Source organism: Helicobacter apodemus, from assembly GCF_000765745.2.
GTDB classification, from domain to species: Bacteria; Campylobacterota; Campylobacteria; order Campylobacterales; family Helicobacteraceae; genus Helicobacter_D; species Helicobacter_D apodemus.
Genome location: NZ_JRPC02000005.1, coordinates 61,161 through 82,122 on the forward strand (window position 1 = coordinate 61,161; position 20,962 = coordinate 82,122).

The following is a 20,962-nucleotide window of genomic DNA, read 5'->3' on the forward strand; positions in this document are numbered from 1 at the left end:
ATTTTATGAAAGGATTAACATTGAAAAAAACCATTACCCTATTAACCCTCATTCTAACACTAGCAAATGCTGATTTTGAGACTAATTTTAAAAAGAGCATTAAAGAGCTAACCGATATTGATGTGCAAGTTCAATTTAAAAAAGAACTAGTCAGCTTCCCCTCATCGTTTTTTGTAATTGGCAAAACAAAAGGAGGTGATATTTTCCCTGTGATTGTCAATAAAGAAGGAAATTACTTCATTGGCTTAAGCAATGTCTTAAATCTAAGCCAAGCTGATTCTACTATGATTAAAGAAGAAATTACTAAGGCTACTTTAGTTAAAGAAGAGCAAGATACTCTAGCCCTAAACAAACTCTTTAAAAGCTTCAAAAAGACAGATTTTGTTTATCTCGCAGGGAATGGCGAAAACTTGCCAACGAAATTTGTTATAACAGACCCTGATTGTCCCTATTGTAGAGAACATTTAAAAAATATAGAAAAAGACCTAGAAGAGTCTAATCTGAAACTAATTTTTGCTCCAGTACATGACAAAAAAGCTTTTATCAAAGCTCAACTCATAATGCAAGAAATTGCAAAACTTCCTAAGGCTAATACCCAAACAAAAATTAATATTTTAAGAAAATATTATCAAGACTTTGAGCTAAATAACCAACAATTGAAAACGGATTATTCACAAATTACCGCCAATACAAAAAAAATCTTTGATAGTGGAATAGTTCGTGGAGTTCCTTTTATCTTTGAAGAAAGATAAATGCCTATCTTAGCTTCTTTAGATGTCCTTATAGAAGAGAATATCACCCTAACATTAGGGGGAAACTGGAATTATAAAATCCCCAAATCTCTCCTCTGCAAACTTAATAAAATCCCAACCAATAAGCCCATAATAATCCTTTTGCAAAAGGATTTTGATTTAGATTTTTGTGGAGGAGAGATTCTAAATATTTGGCTACAAAACCCTCAATTAAAAATTATTAAAAATGAGCTTTTAGACAGCCCAAAAAGCAAAAAAATCCTTACCATCTTACAAAATAATCAACTCACAAACAACACTTCACCTAAAAAATCCTCTAACAAGATTACGATACTGCAAAGTCTATTGCACAATACGCTCTTTATTGTAGGTTTCATAGGAGAAATTCTTTATACGCTAGGCTTCATAAGCTTTAAAAATATCCGCCTAAAAGCGATTTTATACCATATACAAGAATCTTTAATTAAAGCTATTGGCATTGTGAGTTTAGCTTGTTTTTTAATTGGCATTGTTATAGCCTATCAAGGCTCTATCCAATTAGAACAATTTGGTGCTAATATTTTAATCGTAGAGATGAGCTCCATACTTACCTTACGTGAAATGGCACCTATTATTACCGCAATTATCATTGCTGGACGCAGTGCTTCTGCCTTTAGTGCAGAACTTGGCATGATGCGCGCTACTCAAGAAATTGATGCGATGAAAACGATGGGCTTTAATCCCATAACCTTTTTAGTTTTACCCCGAATCCTAGCACTTTGTATAGCTTTTCCTTTAGTTGTTTTTATTGCTGATATATTTGGGCTTTTGGGGGCTATGTTTATTAGTCAATTACAGCTTAATATCGGCTATGGACAATTTATAGAAAGATTCTTAGAAAGTGTTAATATCAAACATTTTTGGGTTGGAATTTTAAAAGCACCTTTTTTTGGCTTCATCATATCATTAATTGGTTGTTATCACGGATTTATTGTAGCTAAAGACACAAGAAGCATTGGAGTGCATACAACCAAAAGCGTAGTAGAAGCGATTTTTTGTGTGATTGCTTTTGATGCCATCTGTGCAATGATTCTAACAGGGATTTTCTAAATGGAAGCGATTATAGAAGTAAAAAATCTCACGACAAAATTTGGAGAGAGAATTATTCACGATAACATTAGCTTTAAGATTTTTAAAAAAGATATTTTCGCACTTTTAGGAGGGAGTGGAAGTGGCAAAAGCACCCTTTTAAACACAATGATTGCTTTAAATCGACCCGTTAGTGGCGTAGTAAAAATTTTAGGCAAAAATATCTTAGAGCTAGACCCTCAAGAAATGCTAAGTATGCAGCTAAATTTTGGAGTATTGTTTCAATTTGGTGCACTCTTTAGCTCACTAAATATCCTAGATAACCTCACATTGTCTTTAAGAGAATATACAATACTCCCACCAAAAGCCATAAAAGATATAGCAATGATGTGGCTTAACAAAGTAGGCTTAAAGCAAGAAGTTGCAAACCTCTATCCCAATGAATTAAGTGGGGGAATGATAAAAAGAGTAGGACTTGCTAGAGCCTTAAGCTTGAGCCCTAAAATTTTATTTTTAGATGAACCAACAAGTGGATTAGATCCAAAAGGTGCTAGAGAATTTGATAATCTCATTAAAGAATTAAGAGACTTACTAGAATTAAATATTATAATGATAACACACGATATGGATAGCGTGAAAGGAATAGTGGATAGAATGATTATCCTAAAAGATAAAAAAATATTTTTTGAAGGCTCTTTAAAAGAATTAAGCCAACAAAGCGATTCTATAGATTTGTTTTTATACCAAATTTAGGAGGAATAATGGAATCACGATTAAACTATGTTTTAATAGGCATATTTTTCTTCTTCTCACTCATAGCGTTAGCGGGTTTTATTTTTTGGTTTGGTAAATATGATAGAAGCATTGATGAATACAACCCCTATTATTTGTATGCTAAAGAACTCCCAAAAAATATAAGAATAGAAACCCCCGTTAGGTATCTAGGGATACCTGTAGGATTTGTAAAGTCGTATAGGATTATGGATAATAGCGTAGAAATTATTTTATGGATTAAAAAAGACATCATAGTCCATAAAGACTCGAAAGTAATGGTAGAAACACAAGGATTAACCGGCGGGAACTTCTTTGCACTCTCTCAAGGAGATGGTGCTCCCTTTAGGGCTAATGAAAAAGCAGTTTTAAACCTTGAAGCAAATTGGATAGAAAAAATCAGCGATAAAACCCAAATTGCTATGGAGCAATTAGGCATTAGTCTGTATAAATTTAATAATCTCTTAAATGATGAAAATATAGAGAATTTTCATACAATCCTTAAAAATCTTGCCATTGCTTCAAACAACCTCAACACAACCCTAAGCACGATAGAATATGAACTCAAAGATTTTGGCAAAACAAGAGAGCGATTTGAACAAACCCTGCTTAGAGGGGATTACAATTTTAGAGCTTTACTCACCCCCTTGCTAGTTAGCATTGAGCAAAACTCTAAAACACTCCAACAATTACTTTTAGAGAGCAAGGAAACTTTGCAGTCTTTAGAAAAATCTCCCACTGATTTTTTATTAGGTATTAGAAAAGAGAAATTAGGACCAAAGGAATAGGTAGTTTAAATACAGCATTAAAACAAAATAAACACAAAAATATAAAAATGTTACAATCTAGCCTTAAATAAATCCTAATATATGAGAGAATTATGCATACTTTAACAACCTATCTTACACAACTTCAAAACATTAATCCACAAGACAAAGAACACACGCACCGCACATATTTACATAACTTTTTAGAATCTTTCATAGCAGACTTAGCAACTCACGATAAAACTTTACAATCCCTCCATATCAAACACGAGCCAAACAACGACAAAGAGGGCAGAGGCGCACCTGATTTTTTGATACAAAATCAAGGCTTGATAATTGGCTATATTGAAAACAAACGCGTGAATGCAGATTTAGATTCTGTGGCACAAAGCCCACAGATTGAAAAATATCTGCGACTTAGCGATAATCTAATGCTTACTGATTATTTGCGATTCTGTCTTGTGCGTAAAAATGACAAAGGCAAGGCACAAATCGTGCAAGAATGTAGAATCTGCGAATTAAGCCAACTTAAAGCCACGCTCAAAAACAAGACACTTTTAGAATCTAAGCAAAAAGAACTAACCGAGCTTTTCAAACTCTTTTTCACTCACAGCCCAAAGCCTATTGTTGCTGCTAAAGAGTTTGCTAACGCTCTTGCTCAACGCACACAGATTCTAAAAAATTCTTTAATAGAGGCGCAAGAAAACACGCATATTACAAGCCTTTATGAAACTTTTAAAGAGCAGCTTTACAAAGAGTTAAATTTCACAGAGTTTGCCGATAGCCTCGCACAAACGCTCACTTATAGCCTTTTTCTTGCGAGGCTAAATAATACGAGTGGCAAGGAGATTGATTTGTATAATGCCAAAGCCTTTATCCCTAAGTCTTTTCCGCTTATTCGTGCGATGAGTGGATTTTTAGACAATTTAGAGGATTTAAATTCTATCAAATGGCTTATAGAGGAGATTTTGTATATTATCAATCATATTGATATTATAAGCATTATAAAAGAGCTAAACAAAGTAAGCGAAAAAGACTTGTTAGAGCATTACACCACGCAATTTACACATAAAGACCCTTATTTGCACTTTTATGAGACTTTTCTTTCTCAATATGACCCGAGATTGCGTGAGATTCGCGGTGTGTATTACACTCCTGCAAGTGTTGTGAGCTTTATTGTTAATGCCATAGATTCTACACTTAAAAAAGATTTTGACTTAAAAAATGGCTTAGGTGCGAGTTTGGAGAATGATAATATCACGCTTTTAGATTTTGCCACAGGGACAGGGACATTTTTGCTTGAAGCTTTCCGCAAAACCTTAGAATCCACACCTAAAGATAGCGCAAGATATGAGCCTAAAAAGCTATTAAAGCAATTCTTTGGCTTTGAGTTTCTCATTGCTCCTTATACAATTGCACATTTAAAGCTTTCCCAAAGTTTCAAAGAGGAGTTTAACGCACCTTTGAAAGAAAATGAATCACTCAATATCCGCCTAACAAACACACTTTATTCCAACAAAGAAAAAGATGAGGCAAATAAGCAAAGCAATCTTTTCGCAGGAATGATAGAGTTAGCACAAGAGTTTAAAGAAGCGCAAAAGATTAAAGAAAATGCGATTTTGATTATCACAGGCAACCCGCCTTATAGTGGGGCAAGTGCCAACAAAGGCTTATTTGAAGATAATGTGCGTATCACTTATGGTTTAGAGCCAAGCGAGGCGCATTTAACCGAAAAAGAGAGTGAAGCAATCAACTTTTATCTGCAAAATCCCAAAAAAGATGCAAATCAAAAATCTACCTTTAAAACCATTCTGCAAAAGAAAAAACTCAAAAACGAGAAAAATCCCAAATGGCTACTTGATGATTATGTAAAGTTTATCTGCTTTGCAGAATCCAAGATTAAAGAACAGCCAAGCGGTATCTTTGCCTTTATCTCCAACAACAGCTTTTTAGATAATCCCACCTTTCGCGGTATGCGCTATCACTTGCTAAAAACCTTTGATACAATCTATATTTTAGATTTGCACGGCAATGCGAGAAAAAAGGAAGCCACACCCGATGGAAGCAAAGATGAAAATGTCTTTGATATTATGCAAGGCGTAAGCATTAATATCTTTGTGAAAAATAGAAATTCGTCTCTTACGCAATCTTTAAATGATTGCGGCGGCTCGACTCGGTCATTTATGCCTGATAAACTCCCATCGCCTCACCTTGCAAAACATTCAAATCTTACGCAAGATACTAGAATTTCTCGTTCTCAACACAGCGAAGATTCCAATGAAAAACCTCAAAAACTCGCTCAAATTCACCACTATGATTTATATGGCAAAAGAAGCGATAAAACAAACTTTTTGTATGAAAATACCTTAGATTCTATTGCTTGGGCTACATTAGAGCCCAAAGAGCCTTTTTATCTTTTTATCCCACAAAATGAGGATTTAAGGGCAGAGTATGATAAGGGCTGGAGCGTCAAGGATATTTTTAAGGTTTCAAGCGTGGGGGTAGTAACAGGTAAAGATTCTGTATTGATTGCCTCTAATGAAAAACAATTAGAACAACAAGTAAAAGACTTTTATAATGAATTTGATTTAAAATTTGTCAAAAATATAGCTTATCGCCCTTTTGATTTAATGAAAGTTTATTATGATACTTCCAAAGTTACACGCCCTAGATTTGAAATAATGCAGCATTTTTTGCAAAATGATAATGTAGGGCTTATTTATAAAAGAGGTTTTCCAAACACACAAAGCGGACAAGGTTTTGCAACAGATTCAATAATTGATTTTAGAAGTTGGTCTTGTTCGGGTATGCAAGGAGGAGATTACATCTCACCTCTTTACCTTAAAAATACAGAATCTAGTAAAGATAAAAGCCCCAAAAAGAACAAAAAAGATTCACAAGAAAATGCAGATTCTAAGCAAGGACAATGGGTAGAAAATTTCACTCCTGAATTTAGAAACTTCATTGATACCAAATACAACGAACATTTCGCGCCAGAGCAGATTTTAGGCTATATCTATGCGGTGCTATTCCATAAAGATTATAGAGAAAAATATATTGATTTTCTTAAAATTGACTTCCCAAAGATTCCCTTTGTGGAATCTAAAGAAAAATTTTTAACCTTAAGTGCGTTAGGACAAGAGCTTATGCTTACGCATTTAATGCAAGATTCGCAACAAGAGAGAGAGAGAGAGAGAGCAGAAAATGATGAGAATGACTTGCAATATTGGGCTAAATGTGGCAAGACAATACAAGATGAGCGGTTCTTGGCAATGTGTGATAGTAACGAATACTCTAGTAGATTTATCGCTAATGGGTGGTGGCAACACAGGTGCAGGAACAATCTTTCCTCTCTATCTCTACCAAAAGGCTTAAATATGAATATAGGCTTAGTCTGTGATAGAGGGTGCAAGTTGCAAGAGATTAATAATATTTTCATCACACAAAACATTATTGATTTGCATTTGGTGGGTAGTGGGAGCTATGTTTTTCCGCTTTATATAAATGAAAGGGTAAGAAATGAGTGAGCAAATCGGCGAAGCCAAATACAAAGACTCAAAAAATAAAAATCTCAAAATTGAAAAAATCATTTATGAGCCAAAGGAGCAAAAGCTTTTTGTGAATGATTCTTTGCACTTTTGCGGAGTGAGCGAGGCGGTTTGGGAATATAAAATCGGTGGCTACCAAGTCTTAGATAAATATCTCAAATCCCACAAAGGCGAAGAGATAGACTATAAATATTTTGAAAAAGTCATTCAAAGCTTACATAAAAGCTTGAAAATACAAGCACAAATCGCTAAAATCACATTATTAAAGGAATAAAAATGCTAAAACAAATTTTTACCGCCTTACTAATACTCCTTTTTAGTGGTTGCTTAAATCGAGAATTACCCCCCATAAACCATTATGAACTATTCGTTAAAGAATCCTCTAACACTTGTAAAAGCTACCGAAATTATCAATGGCTAGGGATTGAAGTAGCTAATAAAATTAATAGCAAAAATATAGCCTATAAAGAAAGTCCTAATAAAATAGAATATTTTTCTAAAAATCAATGGATTACTAATCTCTCCGATATGCTAAATACCCTCATTCCCCAAATAGCAAAGAATCATTGTATTGCTCTTTTGCAAGCCCCAAATATTCCCAAATCCTTAAAAATTTCAGTTTTTGATTTACATTTTGAAGACTCTCAGGTTTTCTTTAACGCACAAGGCATCACACTTAAAAATAATGCAACCTATTCTTTACCCATAAGGACAACTATTAATGTCAAAGAAGGAGGATTTGAAACCATTATTGAAGCGATGAATAAAGCTATTGTAAATGGCCTTAATGATTTTTTTAAAAGCATTCAATGATGTATTATGAAATCTCCTTAGAAAACCTGTGCTTTGAAACCATTATAGGAATTTTACCCTATGAGAGAACAAATAAACAAAAAATCCAAATAGATTCTCACTTCACTTATGGCACAAATTCAAAAAATGACTTTTTAGATTATTGTCTATTAAAAAACTTCTTACAAGATTCTTTTAAACAAAATTTCAATCTACTAGAAGATGCTTTAAGGTATTTTGTGGAAGAAATTCCCAAAAGATTCCCACAAATTACCTATTTTTGCATTAAAATTACAAAATTAGAAATTTTTAATAATTGTAAAGTTTCTATGCAAATCCAATACCCAAAGGAACAAAATGGAATTAAGAATCAATCAAGAAGCTCCACTTTTCACACTACCCAATCAAGATAATGCAGAAATTTCCCTTAAAGACTTTAGAGGTTCTTATGTTATTGTCTATTTCTACCCCAAAGACAAAACACCCGGTTGCACCACAGAAGCTTGTGATTTTAGGGATAATTTAAAAGACTTTCAAAACCTCAACGCCATTGTGCTTGGTATCAGTCCTGATAGCGTCAAATCCCATCAAGGATTCATAGAAAAAGAGGATTTAAACTTCACACTCCTAAGCGATACACATAAAGAAACCTTAAAGCTCTATAACGCGTGGGGGGCTAAAAAGCTCTATGGCAAGGAATATGAGGGAGTGATACGTTCAACATTCATCATCAACCCAGAGGGAAAAATAGTTGCGATATGGAAAAATGTCAAAGTTAAAGGACATATTAATGAAGTTAAAGAGAAACTAGAAGCCTTACAAAAATCACCAAGTTAAGACTTCTTTTTTAATTTTATTTAGGCTATCAATTGCCTCCTTAAGCTTTGAAACTTCATTATCAATTTGTTGAAGATTCCAAGCACCTAAGCCCTCTGGTACATCTTGTGAGCCTCTTTTTATCATCACATAATCCACAAAAGAAATCTTTGCTAACCCTAAAAGCAAAGTAATCTCCGCTTGTGCCTCTTCAATTTCTCGCAAAATGCCATCAATGCGTTCAAACATCTATATTCCTTTGTTATTAACTCTCACAACCTACCAAAAGTATTAAAATATAAATCTCACAAGAATCTGTTGCTTAAACATATTGCACGATTTTCTCTAAGCTTTGTCTAGTCTTTGGACGATTAGCGTTTTTATCATCATCCCTATAACCAAAGCCAACCATAACACAGACACCAAAATGTGTAGTATCTATAACATCATTTAAAACCTTATTAGCACCCTCTTCATTAAAGCCCTCAATGGCACAAGAATCAATGCCTAAAGCCGCTGCAGTTGTTAGCATATTAGCCAATGCTATATAACACTGCTTTCCAGCCCAATCAAAAATCTTTCTATCATCCTTTAATAATGCAAATTCCTCTGCTAAAAACCGATGAAAAAACTCTTTTTTAATCTTTTGAATCTCACTAGGAAGCTTCTGCACCTCTTCTACCATATACTGAATATAGCACTATCTGCGACTAAATCTACCTTTTTTCTAGCAAGAATAACAACAAACTCACTAGCATTGTCTAAAGCATTTTCTCCACCCCAACATACAGATTTTAAAGTATTTTTTAATGCCTTATCCTTAAGGACAAGAAATTTCCAAGGTTCAAACCCAAAAGAAGAGGGGCTAAGTCTAGCAGATTCTAAAATAACACCAAAATCTTCTTGTGGAATTTCTTTAGTAGGGTTAAAGCTTTTACACGCATAACGAAAATTAAAAATTTCTAACATTTTATCCTTTTGTATCATCTTATATATCCTTTCAATTAATATAAAGAGCAATCATATCTAAAGCTTTCTTAATATCAACAAAGCCGCCCCCGCCCCTAGATTATCCCAACTACCCACAAAATGCTTCTTCAATTAAATCACAAATAATATGTGCCATAAGCAAATGCATCTCTTGAATCCTTGCAGTATCATCACTAGGGGAGATAAGCAAAATATCGCATAGCTCTTTCATTACTCCACCATCTCTACCGCTAAACCCTAAAGTTTTGCACCCCATTTCTTTAGCAAGTTTTAAAGCATTGACTACATTAGCACTCTTCCCACTAGTAGAAATACCCCATAACAAATCTCCCTCCTTTGCTAAGGCTTCCAATTGTCGAGAAAATACGAACTCATAACCATAATCGTTGCCAATGGCACTTAATGCACTTGTATCTGTTGTTAGGGCAATAGCGGCTAAACCTTTTCGCTCCCTTTTATATCTGCCTGTAAGCTCTGCTGCAATATGTTGAGAATCCGCGGCACTACCACCATTTCCACAGATGAGAATCTTCCCACCATTTTTTAAGGTTTGTATAGCACTATTAGCAGCTATCTCTATAGAGGGGACTAAATTTGTCATAGCATTTGCTACCTTAATATGAGCGTTTATTTCATCTAAAATATGGCTTGTCATAATATTTCCTTTATCAACTAAATGCCTTTATTGGTTGGTATCATAGCGAAATTTATGAAAATTTGGGTAATTTTTATACAGCAAAAAGAGACAATCTTAAAAAGATTGTCCCCCATAATAAAAACTTAAGAAGCCTGTTTAATTTCTTATTTAAGTTTGTAGTATTTGTTATTGTAATTTCTTATTGATGTTATCTCTTAAAACTTATATTTAAGTCCTGTATTTATGCTTAAATAAGTTTCATTAACGGAATTAGATTTACTAGCTTAAATTTACCCGTAAGGATTTGCATTATACCTAATAGAAACTATGGTTAATACCTTTGTTTATGGGCTAACGCTTATGCAAGTTAGTCCCTATAAAATCTCTATTTAGAGATTTACAACATTCAAATACACTAAAGCTCCCACTTGCAGGGTCTAGCACTAAATCTCCCTCCTTAGTGCAAGATTCTATCAACGCCTTTTGTAAGCCTTTTGGTTTGCTATGCGGGTGTAGCTTTAGCTCCTCACTTGGTATCTTTTCGCTCCATATATCGCGTATGCTATGATTTTTCCAAGTGTCTTTAGCTTTAATCGGGGCTTTTTGTAAGATAAGCAAATATTCACATTGTTTGCGTGTGCGATACCCCATACCCATTTTTCCCTTATCCCAAGTGATTAAATCTACAATGTGTAAGTTTGTCCCTTTAAGCCAACCCTTAATGCCCTCGCATAAGTGAAACTTATCAATCCAAAGCATTAAATAGCAACTATTCTTTAACACTCGATCAATCTCTGTGATAAATTCTATAATTGTCTCATTACTCATTTGGTGGAGTGTTGCTCTGCCTTTTTGTCTCTCTCCCTCATTGCCATACTTCATTTTATCTAGCACACCTCTATACTGCGGGTCAAAAAAGCATAAACCCACGCTTTGAGATTCTAGGCTTTGCATAAGGGTTAGTCCATCGATTGTGAGTTTAGTATTTTTTTTGATACGCATAGCATCGTCCTTATCTAATGAGTAAGCTTTTGATGTATTTTGCGAGATACGACCGATATATGCAATAACTCATCAATTACAAAATCAATATTTTTTTCGCAGGCTAAACTCCTTTGTTTATCAATATCCGCCTTATTAATACTCAAAAGACGACAAAATTCTTCTCCACTCATTGCCTCTGTTTCTGTAATACAAGATTTGAATCCACTCACAATTTTTGTTTTATCATTTTGATTAAACATACAAACTTTAATTTGTATTTTCCAAGGGTAAGGAACTTTATTTGCAAGTGCCTTAGAATAGGTTTTAAGATTTTGCACCTCACCTTTAGATTTTTTCGTATCAAAATTATCACCATCTTTAAGTTCTATAACATACAAAAAGTGTTGAATGCAATCTACGATAATATAATCTGGCTCTATAACACTTTCCATATTTAAATAAATAGTAATGTATTGCTTAATAATTTTTTTATTGATAAGAAAAATACCTTCCTTAAGGGAATTATCAAATATTTTCGGTATATCATTTGGTGGCAAACTAGGTGCAACAGAAACTATATAGTTTTCTAAAAATGTGCCAGCACTAATAGAAGTAGCATGTATTCTACTTATTAATGCTCCAAGCTCTTCATCACCAAGTAATCTTGAATATGCTCCGTCTTTTCGTCCCTCTCTAGTTTTTTCTACAAGAATCTTGTCGATTAGTTGCTTCATCTCCCCTCCCCAAAAACCCGCTTAAAAATTGCATCAACATTTTTTGTATAATAACCATACCCAAAGCATTCCTTGATAACTTCCTCGCCAATAATCTCCACTAATTCAGAATCTGCAAGCAAATACTGTAAATATAATGATTCTCCTCTTTCATTCACCGCTGCCTTGCCTTCTTGTAAATCCTGCCACACTTTCATCGCGTTGCGTTGCACGATTTTATACGCATCTTCACGCGATACGCCCTTTTTAGGCAATTCTAATAGAATCCTTTGTGAAAACACAAGCCCACCGGTTAAATTAAGGTTTTTCATCATATTTTTAGGATAAACAACAAGCTTTTCAATAAGCCCCTTAAGACGCATAAGCATAAAATCCGTAGTGATAAAGCTATCAGGCAAGATAAATCGCTCTACGCTACTATGGCTAATATCACGCTCGTGCCAAAGGGCGACATTCTCCATAGCAGGAAGCACAAAAGAGCGTATCATTCGACAAAGTCCGGTGATATTCTCACTTAACACAGGATTGCGTTTGTGGGGCATTGCACTACTGCCTTTTTGCCCTTTTTCAAAATATTCCTCGGCTTCATAGACTTCTGTGCGTTGCAAATGCCGCACCTCAACAGCAATTTTTTCACAACTACTAGCCAAAAGGGCTAAATCACTCATTAATCTTGCGTATCTATCCCGCTGAATAACTTGGTTACTAGCAGGTGCAGCTTTCAATCCTAAATCTTCACAAACAATCTCCTCTAGTTCCATAGGTGTATGGGCAAGATTCCCCATCGCTCCGCTTAACTGCCCAACAGAAATGACTTCTAAAGTAGATTCTAAAGCCTTTAAATGTCGCCCTAGCTCATCATACCAAATCGCTAAAACGAGTCCAAAGGTAATTGGCTCGCCGTGAATTCCGTGAGAGCGACCTACCATAAGTGTTTGCTTATGCTCTATTGCGCGTTTTTTAATCACCTCTCTTAACTCCTCTACATCACACAAGATAATCTTTAATGAATCTCGCATTTGCAATGCCACAGCAGTATCAATGCAATCACTTGAAGTTATCCCATAATGCACCCAACGCGACTCCTCACCCAAACTCTCCGCTACACTCGTGGTAAAGGCGATTAAATCGTGCTTTGTAACCTTTTCTATCTCATCAATTCTTGCAATATCAAACTTCGCATTCTTGCATATTTTTTCACAATCGCTATCTGGAACAAGTCCTAGCTTATTCCACCCACGAACAAGTGCCTTTTCCACTTCTAGCCAAGCGGAATATTTCGCATTTAAATCCCAAAGCTTTTTCATCTCCTCTCGCGCATATCGTTCTACCATAGAATCTCCTTTATCTTGATTTTACTTTTATAATTTAACCTCATCTCTTGCAATATTTGCACTTTGCTTTTTAGATTCCATTCTTGCGTAGTTTCATCAAAAGTTGCTAGTTTTGGAAGTGTTTTGGTTATGCTATTGCCCTCGCCTATATCTACGAGATTCCTTAGTAAAAACTCTACAATTTCTTTTTCACTAGTCAAACAAGCTCCCTTGTGTGCCTTTTTGTCTTTTAATCGCCATTCGCCTATTTCATAATTTGGAGTGGCAATATCCTCCAAAACCTCTTTAATAAGTTCATCGCTAGGGCTTACGCCATTTTTAAGCAAAGGGATAATCTCTAAGCAAGTATCATCAAAATAAGCCTTTTTGCCTTGTCTTTCCACACCGCACAAATAAGAAACTAAGAAATATCTTGCTCTTTTCTCAAGTGGGATTTTATGACTTTTAAATTTTTCACCCTTTTTGATATGATACTTGCCACTTGTTTTATCAAGATCAAAATGCTGATTAAGCAAAACAGCTAAATCTGTGCATTCATCGCCTAACTCGTGCAAAAATCCAAGCTCCATCCCCTTAATAGTAATTTCTGCGTGATTTAACACAAAGGCTATAACATCATCGCTAAAATCCTCTTTTATTCTAGCCTTTGGATTATCCACCTTTTTAAAATACATTATAAGTTGTCCGCTAAGGACTGAAAATTTATCTTGTATTTTCTTAAAAGTTGTTTGTCCATTGTTTTGCCTTACGCTACCAACATATTCAAAACCGATATTTTGTGCCTCATCTATTAGTGTTTGGAATAATGGATAATCTTGGTGCTGAAACACAAAGGCTAACCAACGATTCCACTTCAACACACGATACATTTCTTTAAGGCTTACTATCATTAGTACGTGGTATTCCTCTCTACTCTTTTCTAAACTCCCCTTTTCTATGCACTCTTTTTCTTTTAAGGCGTTATCCACAGGCAAATCTAGCCAGACATTCCACATCGTGCTTAAATCCAAATAAGGAATCTTTGCCCCATAAGGCGAGTCGGTGTAAATGAAATCTATACTTTGGGATTTTACCTCTTTTAAGTCTGTGGCGTCTGCTTGAAAGATTTTTTCTCCATTGGTTCTATCAAGGATAGAATCTTGTTTTTCTATATTTTTCCTTTGGTTTATCATCGCACCGCTAAAGTCCTTAATTATGCCCTTTAATGGATAAAAATAGCTTTGGTAAAACATATATTCTAATTCTCTTTTTCCTTTAATGACACGCTTAATTTTCTGTCTATAAATTACTACAGTATCTAAAAAATGAGGAATTTTTGCAAGTCTATAACGACCATAAAATGCAAAATAGTTACCTGCGCTCCCTTTGCGTGATTTAGTTTCGTGATAAGTCAAATTTATTAAGCTCAATGTATTATAAAACGCCAACATCAAAGCATAGCGCAGATTCCTTTTGTGGATTCTATTTTCTTTACTCCCACTTGGTGTCGTGTGCTTGAAAATAAGCTTTCTTAAAAGTGCAAGCTCGGCAAGTTGAGTTTTGCTAAAAAGCCCTAATACAGAATTTACATCGCTTCCCTTTGGCAAAATCTCATCTTGGGGAATCCAAAGTATGCTATCTTGCTCTTTTAGAGTAACTGTTTCCCCAAGCTCGCTATCTAGTGCATTAGGATAATATTTCGCATCTTTTAGAATCTGCCTTGCCTCTTTTTCATTTTTAGGCTTAAGATTCTCAAACTCTTTTAAAATCTCTTCACTTAAGTCTAGCAACACACTTAAATCCACTTTCACACTTAATGCCTTTATCATAAAAATGCTTAGAGGGTTTAAATCGGTGTGAATTCCGATTCTGCCTTGCATCATCGCTTCAATCGCAGTTACGCCACTTCCCCCAAAAGAATCTAGCACGACATCACCCTCATCGGTGAAGTTTTTGATATTTTGGGTTACAATATCCCAACTTTGACGCGTGAAATAGGCGGTGGAGCCAAAATAATGCGCCTTTGCCTGTTTTTTGGGATTTGTAATTGCCCTTGGTAGTTCCCTGCTTAAATACCAACTATCAGGCTTTTTGGGCGTTTTAGAATCTCGGGCTAGAGTTTGCTTGAGCGATTCTGTGGGAGCAGTAAGGTATTGCTTCAAAAATGCAAAACTATTGTTATATTGAGGCAAAGCCGAAATATCTTTTTTAGATTCTTCGGCTAACCCCTCAGAATGACAATTCAAAGAATTAAACAACTCCTCGCAAGAAAATTCTTTTAAGAGATTCTGCCCATTAGTCTCAAAAAGCGTGAAGCTTCTGCCATTACAAAGTGCGTAAAATGGAGCTTTCAACTCGGGGTTGATTGCATAATAAAACGCTTGTCTCTCTGCCTTACTTTGAGAATCAATCTTTACTTTTGGGACTTTTGCATCTAGCACACAATGGGGTTTAGAATCCACATATAGCGCATAATCAGGGAAGAGCGTAAAAGTGATTTTTTCATTACTGCCTGTTATTGTGGGGCTTGTAAGCTTTAGCGATAAAGCCATTTCTAGCTTAGAGTTTTTTTGCGATTGCTTAGAATCTTTTAGCACAAAGCCTAATTCTTGCAAAAATGGTGCGATAATAAACTCCCGCACAGAATCCTCTTTAAAGTCCTCATTCTCTAAAGTGGTAAAATCAAAAGTATTCATTTGCTATCTCCATTCAAATCTACACAAAGATAACAAATCAAAGCATTTTCTACTTCTTGCTCTATCATAGAATCTCCTCTTCCATACATGAAGTAAATTCTAACAAAACTTATCTAAAGGGATTTGTAAATCCTAAGGGCTTTTTATAAATATTAAATGACTTTTAAGCATCTTAAAGAATTTGCTTTTTAGAGCTTTTTGCTTATAATACTCTCTTTATAACCCCGCTAAAAAGTTGCCAAATGCCCTTTATAAGACAAAGATTCTCTATCCAAACACCTATAAAAGCCTATCAATTTTTAATCCACAATCTAGGGCTTAGTATGGCTAAAGCCCAATCACACATTAATAAAGGAAAGGTTATTTATAAAGGTAAGCCCCTTAATAACAATGAAAAAAATAAAATTCTTGAAGATTATGTAGAGATTATTCTTTTCAAACCTCTATCCCAAGGTTTAAAACCATTTTTTGAAAATGAAGATTTTGCACTCTTTAACAAACCCGCCCAAATGCTAATCCACCCAAAAGGGAATTTTCATCATTACAGTCTTATTGATGAGATAAAGTTCCATTGCGGCAAAGAAGCTACACTTATTCATAGAATCGACAAAGAAACTAGCGGATTAGTTCTTGTTGGAAAACACCAAAATGCTATTAAAGCCTTAGGAGAATTGTTTGCTAAAAGAAAAATTGTAAAAGAATATTTAGCCCTGACAAAAGGACAAATTCCCTATGAAGCCTTTTGTATAAACTGCCCCATAAGCACACAAAAAAGGGGCGAGGATTTAAGTATCCGCTCCCTTTATCTAGGACAGATTCCACACAAAGAAAACTTATCTTTTAAAACAGCGAAGACTACCTTTGAAACCCTAGGGCATTATGGAGATTCTACCTTACTTAAAGCTATCCCTATTACAGGACGAACACACCAAATAAGAATCCATCTCTTAAGTGCGGGATACCCTGTATTAGGAGACCCTCTTTATGGTTGTGAAGATAAATATGCAAGAGAATATTTAACCCGTGAATTTATTAGCAAGATTGAATCAATCCCTTTAAGCCCAAAAAAAAGATTACAATATTTTCATAGCACACGATTAATGCTCCACGCTTATAGCTTAAGCTTTACTTATAAAAGCCAATCTTACCATTTCAAAAGTCTCCAAAACTTTGAAATAAAAAGCGAATATTCTTAGAATATTCCTACAATTTGTGTAGCAATCTTATCCTCTAAGACTTGCACGACTTCATCAAATTTCAAATTTAGCTTTGTAGCCTCTGCTAACATTGAAGTCCGTTTTTGGGAAAAATCCGATTTAAAAACTTGCTTATCATAGTTTATTTGGTCATCATTAAGCTTACCACCACCTTGCGTAGGAGCTACATCTCCAGCAAAACTATTAAAAAACCCGTGTCTTCTACCATCTTTAACTTCTGCTTGTTGATTAGCAGTTGCGTTAATGCGAGTCGTTCCACCTTCAATCTTTTGTTGGATATTAATATCCACCTGCATTTGAATGATTGTATCCTCCATAAGCTTTCCTGCTAATGCTCCAACAGCAGCTCCTAATAACCCGCCAACAACAGTTCCTGTAGCAGAGCCATGGTTATATGCTCCAACTCCAGCACCCGCAACTCCTCCAACTGCTCCAGCAGGTGCTGCATTATTTTCTTTTTTCACATCAACATAAAGCACATTGACTTGCAAAATATAAGTAGCCTTTTGGGGATCATCAGAGATGCTATAACCCTTCGCTAATAATTCCTTAATAATCTTATTCTCTAAATCTACTTTCTGTCCGCTCGTATTATGGGTAGAAACAAAAATATTCTTTTTATCCTTAGAAACTGGGTCGATAAAAACACTTTGACTCATTGTTACTTTGCTTTGTGTTTGCGTTGTTAAACAACCACTTAATAATACAAGAGCCACTAAACCTAAAATTATTCTAATCATAAAATTCTCCTTAATAAATTTGCAATTTCTTTAGCGTGATAAGTAATAACAATATCCGCCCCCGCCCTCTTAAAACTTACCATTGTTTCAAGCAAAACGCGTTCATAATCAATAATGCCTGCTTTTTGTGCGAATTTTAGCATGGCATATTCACCACTAACATTATAAACCGCTAGAGGCAATAAAGTTCGCTCTCTAATATCCCGCACAATGTCTAAATACGCTAAAGCAGGCTTTACCATTAAAATATCCGCCCCTTGCTTCTCATCCTCTAAACTCTCCAAAATAGCCTCTCGCCTATTGGCTGGATTTTGCTGATAGCTTCTCCTATCTCCAAAAGCTGGTGTGCTTTGGGCAATATCCCTAAAAGGTCCATAATACCCACTTGCAAACTTCGTAGAATAACTCATAAGCGGTATATGACTAAAACCCTTAGAATCTAAAACCTCTCGCAAACTCTCAATCATTCCATCCATCATTCCACTAGGTGCAATCAAATCTGCCCCGCTTTGGGCTAAGATTAAAGCCTGCTGATTAAGTATCTCTAGGGTTAAATCATTATCCACACTTTGCAATTTAGGGTTTAAAATCCCACAATGCCCGTGATCTGTATATTCACAAAAACATAAATCAACACATATGAGTAAATGAGGAAATTTTGACTTTATACTACGCACAGCTTGAGGAATAATACCCTCTTCACTCAAAGCTTCACTCCCTATACTATCTTTAATCCTTGGAATCCCAAATAACATAATAGCGTTTATCCCTAAAGCTTCTAAGGTTTCGCATTCCCTTAAGATATTATCAAGACTTAGTTGAAAAACATCAGGCATACTCTCAATAGTATTTTTAATATTTTCTCCATAGGTAACAAATAAGGGATAAATCAAATCTTGCGTATGGATATTATTCTCACTTACAAGAGTGCGTATATTAGGATTAAACCTTACTCTCCTTAATCGCCTAAACATAGAACTTCATTTCCTTTTTGAAACTATCTCCTGCAAGATTACATTTTTTATAATAAAATTATTCTTATTATTCCAATGAAAATACTCTAAAACTAATCCTTGTGTATCTAAGATACTTTGAATGATATAAATCCCAAGCCCTAAACCACCCCTTTGGTCAGATTTTTTATTTTTAAAAAATGGTTTAGAAAGATCTTGCAAACTATAAGGCAGTGGGGGAGCATAGTTTTTAATGATTAAGTCCTTCTCTTTAACTTTTACTTCCACTTTACCTTTACTTTTATATTTCAAAGCATTATCCATAAGATTTTTTATCGCTAAAGCAATCATTTCTAAATCCACATGCAAAATAAAATCCTCTTTAGGTAAAACAAATAATTCTTCGACCTGCTCTTTATCTAACAAAAGCATAGTAAAAACTTGATTTAAAATATTACTTAATTGATAATCTTGCTTATCTAAAGAATAATTATGGGAGCTTAATTCTTCAATTTTAGCAAACTCATTAATAAGTAAATTTAAACGTTCAAACACAGAACAAAGTCGCTCTTTATGCATTGGATTATCAATCATCTCTGCAGTAATTCTACCCTTAGTAATAGGAGTTTTTAGCTCGTGCATAATAGTACGCAAAAAAAGATGCCTAGATTGGTTAAGGGCATTAATCTTTTGCACCGCATTATCAAATTCCCTAGCTAATTCCCCTATTTCATCATTTTGATAAACTTTACACGAAATACCCATCTCCCCATTAGCAAACTTTTTAATTTCTTTGCGTAAAGTCTTTAACGGAAGAATACTTTTAATAACCAATACAAACAAAAAAATTACAATAAAGAAAGCAACAATAATAATGATATAGTAATTAAAAAGCCTATTCATATGAAAATCTCCATAGAGTTTCCACTCTCTAGGAGTTTGCAAAAGCAAATAAACATTATTTTTCTTTTTAATAATCTTAGCAAGCACTTCATGATTCAAATAAGGCATCAAATACATTTGAAAACCCTCCAAGACTTTAGGGTCTTCAATAAGCTCTAAATCAAGATCATTAAGATATTTTTCAATCAACTCTATATCTCCTCTAAAACGGACAAGTTGATGAATAGTGGCTAAAAATTGTGTATATTTTAATTGATTCATTTGCATTTCTTTTTCAATTTCTTTATTTACAAAATAATAAGAAAATGCACCAAGTCCAAGAATAGCAATGACAAATAGGATAATAATTTTTACAAAAATGGAATTAATCATTATCTTTTAATTGCAACTTATAACCAATTCCACGCACAGATACAATATACTTCTTTTCATTTTTTTCTATTTTAGAACGCAATCTCCCAACAATAACATCAATACTCTTATTACCAGAATCAGGACTAATAGAATCAGAATGAGAGGCTATAGATTCTCTTGTTAGAGCTTGATTTTTATTTTCTAACATAAAACTCAAAATTTCATATTCTGCTTTGGTTAAATCTAATAATTCATCATAAAAATAGATTTCTCTACTTCCCTTATTCAAAACAAAAGGATAAGTAGAAAGCCCTAATTCATCGCTTTTTTTAACTAGATTATAACGACGAAGCACACTATGGATTCTAGCTACCATTTCTTTGGGATCATAAGGTTTTGAGAGATAATCATCAGCACCATATTCTAATCCTAAAACTTTATCATTAATATCATACCGTGCAGAAGTTATTATTATGGGGATATTCTTTTCTTTTGCGACCCTCTTGCAAACTTCAAGACCATCTAAATTTGGGAGTGTTAAATCTAAAAGGAGGATGTCAAAATGTTGAGTATTAATTGCACTCATACCCGTATATGGTTCATCATAATTGGTAACATTAATATTATGAGCCTTTAAATATTCGCTAAGAATGGTCGCTAATTCTAAATCATCTTCTATCATCAGTACTTCTAGCATAACGTTTTCCCTACAAAAAGGAGGATTGGGTATTTAGGGGGGTTCATTAAAAATTTAGGAAAACGCCCGCTAGAACTGATAATACTTTCAAAGAACTTACTCACACTAAGTGTCCTTAAACAAAGGAGGAGTGGATGAAAAAATCTTATTTCTAAGAAAAAAACAAACTTTCGTTTGTATCTCAATTCATCCAATTGAGATGGTGAAATTATAAACAAAGAAAGTAAATC

The 20,962-nt window shown here is 34.5% G+C and carries 22 protein-coding genes; 10 read left to right on the forward strand and 12 right to left on the reverse strand.

From position 1 onward, the window contains the following. The first annotated feature begins 20 nt into the window (after positions 1-20). The 9 genes from LS72_RS02790 (at position 21) to bcp (ending at position 8,535) form a co-directional block, all read left to right on the forward strand. Entirely contained in the window at positions 21-752 is a 732-nt protein-coding gene (locus LS72_RS02790) for a DsbA family protein (protein WP_034552896.1), read from the forward strand. Further along, on the forward strand, positions 753-1,841 hold the full coding sequence (locus LS72_RS02795) for an MlaE family ABC transporter permease (RefSeq protein WP_034552899.1): 1,089 nt from the start codon (positions 753-755) through the stop codon (positions 1,839-1,841). Continuing rightward, complete coding sequence (locus LS72_RS02800; protein WP_034552902.1) at positions 1,842-2,573, forward strand: ABC transporter ATP-binding protein; 732 nt, start codon at positions 1,842-1,844, stop codon at positions 2,571-2,573. An 8-nt stretch (positions 2,574-2,581) separates the two neighbouring features. Further along, positions 2,582-3,379: an MlaD family protein gene (locus tag LS72_RS02805; RefSeq protein WP_034552904.1), complete on the forward strand. Its 798-nt coding sequence runs from the start codon at positions 2,582-2,584 to the stop codon at positions 3,377-3,379. 92 nt (positions 3,380-3,471) lie between these two features. Next, on the forward strand, positions 3,472-6,885 hold the full coding sequence (locus LS72_RS10745) for a type ISP restriction/modification enzyme (protein WP_034552907.1): 3,414 nt from the start codon (positions 3,472-3,474) through the stop codon (positions 6,883-6,885). Next, positions 6,878-7,180: a type ISP restriction/modification enzyme gene (locus LS72_RS02815; protein ID WP_034552911.1), complete on the forward strand. Its 303-nt coding sequence runs from the start codon at positions 6,878-6,880 to the stop codon at positions 7,178-7,180. The genes LS72_RS10745 and LS72_RS02815 overlap by 8 nt, the downstream gene beginning before the upstream one ends. Before the next feature lie 2 nt (positions 7,181-7,182). Next, positions 7,183-7,719, forward strand: a complete 537-nt coding sequence (locus LS72_RS02820) for a hypothetical protein (RefSeq protein ID WP_034552914.1) — start codon at positions 7,183-7,185, stop codon at positions 7,717-7,719. Continuing rightward, the gene (locus LS72_RS02825; RefSeq protein ID WP_238700677.1) at positions 7,716-8,111 is read left to right on the forward strand and encodes a dihydroneopterin aldolase; all 396 of its coding nucleotides are present in this window, start codon (positions 7,716-7,718) and stop codon (positions 8,109-8,111) included. The genes LS72_RS02820 and LS72_RS02825 overlap by 4 nt, the downstream gene beginning before the upstream one ends. Next, complete coding sequence (bcp, locus tag LS72_RS02830; protein ID WP_034552916.1) at positions 8,056-8,535, forward strand: thioredoxin-dependent thiol peroxidase; 480 nt, start codon at positions 8,056-8,058, stop codon at positions 8,533-8,535. The genes LS72_RS02825 and bcp overlap by 56 nt, the downstream gene beginning before the upstream one ends. On the opposite strand, the gene LS72_RS02835 is transcribed toward bcp, so the two are convergent. The 8 genes from LS72_RS02835 to LS72_RS02865 form a co-directional block, all read right to left on the reverse strand. After that, the gene (locus LS72_RS02835; RefSeq protein WP_034552919.1) at positions 8,524-8,763 is read right to left on the reverse strand and encodes a DUF2443 domain-containing protein; all 240 of its coding nucleotides are present in this window, start codon (positions 8,761-8,763) and stop codon (positions 8,524-8,526) included. The two genes, bcp and LS72_RS02835, sit on opposite strands and share 12 nt — an antisense overlap. Before the next feature lie 73 nt (positions 8,764-8,836). Then, positions 8,837-9,199, reverse strand: a complete 363-nt coding sequence (locus LS72_RS11525; RefSeq protein ID WP_202978614.1) for a nitroreductase family protein — start codon at positions 9,197-9,199, stop codon at positions 8,837-8,839. Next, positions 9,193-9,483 (reverse strand): nitroreductase family protein, encoded by a 291-nt coding sequence (locus tag LS72_RS11530; protein ID WP_202978615.1) that lies wholly within the window; start codon positions 9,481-9,483, stop codon positions 9,193-9,195. Before LS72_RS11530 ends, LS72_RS11525 begins: the two co-directional genes overlap by 7 nt. Positions 9,484-9,592: 109 nt before the next feature. After that, a complete protein-coding gene (gmhA, locus tag LS72_RS02845; protein ID WP_034552922.1) occupies positions 9,593-10,159 on the reverse strand; it encodes a D-sedoheptulose 7-phosphate isomerase in 567 nt (188 codons plus the stop codon). A 333-nt stretch (positions 10,160-10,492) separates the two neighbouring features. Then, positions 10,493-11,143 (reverse strand): DNA-methyltransferase, encoded by a 651-nt coding sequence (locus LS72_RS02850; RefSeq protein ID WP_034552923.1) that lies wholly within the window; start codon positions 11,141-11,143, stop codon positions 10,493-10,495. Between the two features lie 14 nt (positions 11,144-11,157). Continuing rightward, a complete protein-coding gene (locus tag LS72_RS02855; RefSeq protein ID WP_034552924.1) occupies positions 11,158-11,859 on the reverse strand; it encodes a hypothetical protein in 702 nt (233 codons plus the stop codon). Then, positions 11,856-13,193 carry an adenylosuccinate lyase gene (gene purB / locus LS72_RS02860; protein WP_034552926.1) on the reverse strand — a complete coding sequence of 446 codons (1,338 nt, stop codon included), beginning with the start codon at positions 13,191-13,193 and terminating at the stop codon, positions 11,856-11,858. The genes LS72_RS02855 and purB overlap by 4 nt, the downstream gene beginning before the upstream one ends. After that, positions 13,187-15,868: a DNA methyltransferase gene (locus LS72_RS02865; protein WP_052087229.1), complete on the reverse strand. Its 2,682-nt coding sequence runs from the start codon at positions 15,866-15,868 to the stop codon at positions 13,187-13,189. The genes purB and LS72_RS02865 overlap by 7 nt, the downstream gene beginning before the upstream one ends. A gap of 242 nt (positions 15,869-16,110) precedes the next feature. Here LS72_RS02865 and LS72_RS02870 point away from each other — a divergent pair, with 242 nt between their 5' ends. Next, the gene (locus LS72_RS02870) at positions 16,111-17,064 is read left to right on the forward strand and encodes an RluA family pseudouridine synthase (protein WP_034552928.1); all 954 of its coding nucleotides are present in this window, start codon (positions 16,111-16,113) and stop codon (positions 17,062-17,064) included. Here the strand turns inward: LS72_RS02870 and LS72_RS02875 are convergent. Genes LS72_RS02875 through LS72_RS02890 form a run of 4 tightly spaced genes read right to left on the reverse strand, consistent with a single transcriptional unit; the run spans position 17,061 to position 20,732 of the window. Next, complete coding sequence (locus tag LS72_RS02875; RefSeq protein WP_034552929.1) at positions 17,061-17,825, reverse strand: complement resistance protein TraT; 765 nt, start codon at positions 17,823-17,825, stop codon at positions 17,061-17,063. The two genes, LS72_RS02870 and LS72_RS02875, sit on opposite strands and share 4 nt — an antisense overlap. Then, the gene (hemB, locus tag LS72_RS02880; RefSeq protein ID WP_034552930.1) at positions 17,822-18,799 is read right to left on the reverse strand and encodes a porphobilinogen synthase; all 978 of its coding nucleotides are present in this window, start codon (positions 18,797-18,799) and stop codon (positions 17,822-17,824) included. The genes LS72_RS02875 and hemB overlap by 4 nt, the downstream gene beginning before the upstream one ends. 6 nt (positions 18,800-18,805) lie before the next feature. Further along, positions 18,806-20,053 carry an ArsS family sensor histidine kinase gene (locus tag LS72_RS02885; protein WP_034552931.1) on the reverse strand — a complete coding sequence of 416 codons (1,248 nt, stop codon included), beginning with the start codon at positions 20,051-20,053 and terminating at the stop codon, positions 18,806-18,808. Next, positions 20,046-20,732, reverse strand: a complete 687-nt coding sequence (locus LS72_RS02890; RefSeq protein WP_034552932.1) for a response regulator transcription factor — start codon at positions 20,730-20,732, stop codon at positions 20,046-20,048. The genes LS72_RS02885 and LS72_RS02890 overlap by 8 nt, the downstream gene beginning before the upstream one ends. Between the last annotated feature and the right edge of the window lie 230 nt (positions 20,733-20,962).

Excerpts from the sequence above, each read along its gene's own strand:
- LS72_RS02875 (WP_034552929.1), bottom strand. The coding sequence starts at position 17,825 with ATGATTAGAATAATTTTAGGTTTAGTGGCTCTTGTATTATTAAGTGGT.
- LS72_RS02865 (WP_052087229.1), bottom strand. The coding sequence starts at position 15,868 with ATGAATACTTTTGATTTTACCACTTTAGAGAATGAGGACTTTAAAGAG.
- LS72_RS02815 (WP_034552911.1), top strand. The coding sequence starts at position 6,878 with ATGAGTGAGCAAATCGGCGAAGCCAAATACAAAGACTCAAAAAATAAA.
- LS72_RS02855 (WP_034552924.1), bottom strand. The coding sequence starts at position 11,859 with ATGAAGCAACTAATCGACAAGATTCTTGTAGAAAAAACTAGAGAGGGA.
- hemB (WP_034552930.1), bottom strand. The coding sequence starts at position 18,799 with ATGTTTAGGCGATTAAGGAGAGTAAGGTTTAATCCTAATATACGCACT.
- gmhA (WP_034552922.1), bottom strand. The coding sequence starts at position 10,159 with ATGACAAGCCATATTTTAGATGAAATAAACGCTCATATTAAGGTAGCA.
- LS72_RS02800 (WP_034552902.1), top strand. The coding sequence starts at position 1,842 with ATGGAAGCGATTATAGAAGTAAAAAATCTCACGACAAAATTTGGAGAG.
- LS72_RS02805 (WP_034552904.1), top strand. The coding sequence starts at position 2,582 with ATGGAATCACGATTAAACTATGTTTTAATAGGCATATTTTTCTTCTTC.
- LS72_RS02870 (WP_034552928.1), top strand. The coding sequence starts at position 16,111 with ATGCCCTTTATAAGACAAAGATTCTCTATCCAAACACCTATAAAAGCC.
- LS72_RS02825 (WP_238700677.1), top strand. The coding sequence starts at position 7,716 with ATGATGTATTATGAAATCTCCTTAGAAAACCTGTGCTTTGAAACCATT.
- LS72_RS02890 (WP_034552932.1), bottom strand. The coding sequence starts at position 20,732 with ATGCTAGAAGTACTGATGATAGAAGATGATTTAGAATTAGCGACCATT.
- LS72_RS02820 (WP_034552914.1), top strand. The coding sequence starts at position 7,183 with ATGCTAAAACAAATTTTTACCGCCTTACTAATACTCCTTTTTAGTGGT.
- purB (WP_034552926.1), bottom strand. The coding sequence starts at position 13,193 with ATGGTAGAACGATATGCGCGAGAGGAGATGAAAAAGCTTTGGGATTTA.
- LS72_RS02835 (WP_034552919.1), bottom strand. The coding sequence starts at position 8,763 with ATGTTTGAACGCATTGATGGCATTTTGCGAGAAATTGAAGAGGCACAA.
- LS72_RS11525 (WP_202978614.1), bottom strand. The coding sequence starts at position 9,199 with ATGGTAGAAGAGGTGCAGAAGCTTCCTAGTGAGATTCAAAAGATTAAA.
- LS72_RS02885 (WP_034552931.1), bottom strand. The coding sequence starts at position 20,053 with ATGATTAATTCCATTTTTGTAAAAATTATTATCCTATTTGTCATTGCT.
- LS72_RS10745 (WP_034552907.1), top strand. The coding sequence starts at position 3,472 with ATGCATACTTTAACAACCTATCTTACACAACTTCAAAACATTAATCCA.
- LS72_RS02795 (WP_034552899.1), top strand. The coding sequence starts at position 753 with ATGCCTATCTTAGCTTCTTTAGATGTCCTTATAGAAGAGAATATCACC.
- LS72_RS02850 (WP_034552923.1), bottom strand. The coding sequence starts at position 11,143 with ATGCGTATCAAAAAAAATACTAAACTCACAATCGATGGACTAACCCTT.
- bcp (WP_034552916.1), top strand. The coding sequence starts at position 8,056 with ATGGAATTAAGAATCAATCAAGAAGCTCCACTTTTCACACTACCCAAT.
- LS72_RS11530 (WP_202978615.1), bottom strand. The coding sequence starts at position 9,483 with ATGTTAGAAATTTTTAATTTTCGTTATGCGTGTAAAAGCTTTAACCCT.